Source organism: Brachyspira innocens ATCC 29796 (assembly GCF_000384655.1).
GTDB lineage: Bacteria > Spirochaetota > Brachyspiria > Brachyspirales > Brachyspiraceae > Brachyspira > Brachyspira innocens.
The window spans coordinates 1-4,173 of the sequence record NZ_ARQI01000034.1 but is presented as its reverse complement, the minus strand read 5'-3'; the positions used below and the strand labels follow the sequence as shown (position 1 = coordinate 4,173).

Annotated in this window: 2 protein-coding genes and 1 pseudogene; all 3 read right to left on the bottom strand. The window is 24.8% G+C overall.

Going from position 1 to position 4,173, the window contains the following annotated elements; genetic code table 11:
- Positions 1–81: 81 nt before the first annotated feature.
- A complete protein-coding gene (locus tag F811_RS0100500) occupies positions 82–2,523 on the bottom strand; it encodes a polysaccharide pyruvyl transferase family protein (protein ID WP_020003361.1) in 2,442 nt (813 codons plus the stop codon).
- Positions 2,524–2,527: 4 nt separating this feature from the next.
- Positions 2,528–3,775: a radical SAM protein gene (locus F811_RS0100495; protein WP_020003360.1), complete on the bottom strand. Its 1,248-nt coding sequence runs from the start codon at positions 3,773–3,775 to the stop codon at positions 2,528–2,530.
- A gap of 101 nt (positions 3,776–3,876) precedes the next feature.
- A pseudogene (locus F811_RS16640) lies at positions 3,877–4,173 on the bottom strand (hypothetical protein); the annotation flags it as partial.

Below are 4,173 nucleotides of genomic sequence, written 5' to 3'. Positions count from 1 at the left end.
TTATTTATTAATTCTACTTTTATATAAATTATTATATCTGCAAGTTTCATGCAAAAATATATAAATTCAGGTATAAACAATTTATGCTACTATTTTTATTTGCTCTATAGCTTGTAATTTATTATTAATTATTATAATATTGCTATCATTATATATGTATCCTCTACATATTAGGTCTGGTCTGGTCTGGTCTGGTCTGGTCTGGTCTGGTCTGGTCTGGTCTGGTCTGGTCTGGTCTGTATTTAACATTTTATTTCTAAAACTATCACGCCATTTTTTTACAGGTATCCACCAAGCGATAGTGTTTACTATATTATTAATGTTATTATTAATATTATTAATATCTTTATCAATACCATTATTAATATTTGTAATAGAATTACTCATATTCATACTATCCTTTATTAATATATTAATTAAATCATCTTTATAACTATCTTCTTTTAATACTTTAGGACTTTCTAAAGCTTCTTTAAGCCATTCTATAGAACGTTTCTTTTCTAATTCTAATTTCTTATTTATATAAGAATAATCCATATCTTTTAATAAATTTCTCTCCTCTATATCTTTAACATTATTGACAATTCTATTATCAAGATTAAATATATTAGATAATGAATGTATACGAGAATTAGCTCTATTATTAAGACTAATAACTACATTCCTATTAAAAATCAAACCAAAACAAATACCATGAAATGAATCTGTTATTAAATATTTACAATGTTTTATATAATATAAATAATCTTCTATACTATATTCCATGTTATCTCTGTAACCATTAACAGCCTGCATTTTTATTACTTTAATTTTCAACTTATTAGAAAAATAATCTATAAGTTCTAATATATTTTTTTCTAGATAAACATAATAAAATACGACATAGTCTTTATCATCCATTTTTACTTTAGCATTATTTAATAATTCATCATAATTATCTATAAGAAATACTGGATCTAATAAATGAGAAGGTGTTATACCAAATAATCTATTTGATATATCTACACCATCATCTTCTCTTACTGATACATAATCAAATTGTTTTAAATAATATTTAAAATATATTTTGTTCTTATAATTTAAATCATAGTCTTTTATACCATAAGAAGAAGCAAAAGATATTTTCTTTTTACTATTTTCTACAAAATTTAATAAATGATATAACCAATAAGGATGATTCCATACTTGATCTGAACCTACTATGAAACTATTACATAATTTATTATATTTATTTAATTCAGATTCTGAATAAATACTATTACCAACATTACAATATTTATATGCTATCTTACATCCCAAAGTATTATCATACAATGTTTTACTAACAAGTCTATTATAAATTAATACTGGGTTATAACCTAATTTCTCTATCAATTTATATAAGGCATAATAAGTCAATACTGCACCTGCATTATTTGCAAAAATCATATTAACTATAGCAACATTATATTTAGTATCTGAACAATGTTTATATAACTCCTCAATAGGTTCTTTATCTAAATTATCAAAAAAATATTTACGATTAACAAATACAGGTAATATCCAAGGTCCAAAGCCATCATGTGTAATATTTACTTCCATATATTCACAATTAGATTTTATTTTCTCAAATATTTTTGAAGCTTTATCACTACTTATCTTTACTAATGATATACCTTTGTCATCTTTATATTTAGCCTTTACAGACCAATAATCTCCTATAGTTATATCTCCAACTCTATCAAATCGTCTATACTTACAATGCAAACATTCATTTTTTAATCCAGCATGATTTAAAAATACTTTCATATATGTATCTTGAATTCCTGGTTTAATATATTCATTATTATTAGTTTTTATATATAAACCTACATCCCATTTAAGAGCATTTTTATTACGAAAACTTATATATTCTATATCTTCTATATTTTCTACTTTCTCTCTTATATATTTTTCCCATACTTTTTGTGGTACAACCCCATGACATAAAAAATCCATAGTTAATAAATTATCATAGTCTCTGCCTAAATAGTGATTTAATGCTGATACCTGACAAGGAGTACCTGTAAATAACACTTCCTTATTATCATTTAATAGCTTCTTTATCTCTATAAATACATCACCTAAATCGCTTTCTATATATTTAGAATATCTTAATTTATCTAAATCTTTTTTATTATCTATTATAATATGTTCTACTCCTAGCCAGTCTTTACTAAAACTAGCTCCGCATACATAACCACCTCTATCTAATATATAATCAGCTACTAAACTAAACATACCGCCTGATGAACTTTTCATTCTAATTTCATCTGAAGCCTTTACCTCATAAAACTCTTTTCTATGCTCTGTCTTAAAATTATCATTCAAAGCATGACATCGCTTTACACAGACTCCACAATCCGTACATTTTTCATCATCTACTAATGGATAATGAAATCCTTCTTTGGTCTCTATCATATTTATAGCATTATGCGGGCATACCTTATGGCATACTGAACAACCGCTACATTCATTCCTATTTAATATATTGATATTATTCACTAAATCACTCCTTATTTCTATTTAACATTTTATTTCTAAAATTATCACGCCATTTTCTTATAGGTATCCACCAAGCTAGTTTATTAATATTATTTTGTATATTATTCAATTTATTTTCATAAGAATTAATGACATTATATAATTCTGCATTATTTGATAAACTTTCATTGATTTTTACAATATTATATAATTCCTCATCATAATCCATTTTATCTTTTAGTTCTTTATATTTTAATCTTATATCATTTGAAAATTTAGCAAATTTTGGATCGCCTTTCATATCATCTGATTGTATATATACAATAGTCGAACCTTTTCCATATTTTTCTAGAAGAAGCCACATTTTAGCTCCAAATTCTACACTTTCATATGGTATTTCTCTATCACCATATGGAAAATCTGGACATATATAAACATGTGAAGGTCTTATTAAAAGCATAGCAAATACAAAACCATATAAATCATCATCATTCATATTTTCTTCACATATAATATATTTAAGAGCAAATAAACTAGTTTTTGTACCACTACTTTTATATCTTATAAGATTATCTAGCACTTTAATATAACCATCTACTTTTTTCATTTTTTTATAAGTACTAGGTGTACCAGCATCTATAGAAGTTATTAAACATATTTTATTTTCTTTTAATGCATTGAACACAGATTGGCTATATTTTAAGGAGTTAGTAAATAAACATACTGTTCCGCAATTATTTTTAATTAGATAATCCAAAATTTCATCAAAGTTTTCAAGTAGAGTTGGTTCTCCTCCATTAAATTCTATCCAATTACCACCTATTAATTTACCTTTTTCTTTAAATAAATTTATAAACTCTGTTATATTATTATATATTGCTGGCTTAAAATTATTAACTTTAGTAAAATAACAATATGAGCATCTTAAATTACATAATGTCAAATGCTGTATATTAAATCCTGAAACATATCCATGTCCGCCTAAATACTCAAAATTTATATCTTTATATTCTCTTTCCATTAATAGATTACAGTGTAAACAAGAACCTGTGTCTCCATCTCGTAAACCATTAACTTTTTCAAATAATTCTTTTCTTCTCTGAACAACCAATTCATATGTTACATTACCATTTTTCATTTCTTCTGCTGTTATAATAATAGGAGATTGAAATGTATTCACACAGCAACAAGTTATACCATTATAAAAAAATCTAACTCCAGATTCTATATATTTACATATTTTTACTTTATCAGTAGGTTGAAAATTATGCATTTTATTTATCCTCCAAATTAAAAATATTTTGCACAAAAAAACCTATGCTGCAATACAATATTGCAGCATAGGTTGTAATTTATTTGTTATTATATTATAATTTAAGCATATGTAATAGCTACATATATTATTGTTTCTGGTCTGGTCTGGTCTGGTCTGGTCTGGTCTGGTCTGGTCTGGTCTGGTCTGGTCTGGTCTGGTCTGGTCTGGTCTGTATTTAACATTTTATTTCTAAAATTATCACGCCATTTTTTTACAGGTATCCACCATGCTATTTTATTTACTAAATTATTATATTCAGAAATCTTATTATTATATTTATTTACTAAATTATTATATTCAGAAATCTTATTATTATATTTATTTACTAAATTATTATATTCAGAAATCTTATTATT

Bases quoted from the DNA above. Each gene is read 5' to 3' on its own strand.
- F811_RS0100495 (WP_020003360.1), bottom strand. From the start codon at position 3,775: ATGCATAATTTTCAACCTACTGATAAAGTAAAAATATGTAAATATATA.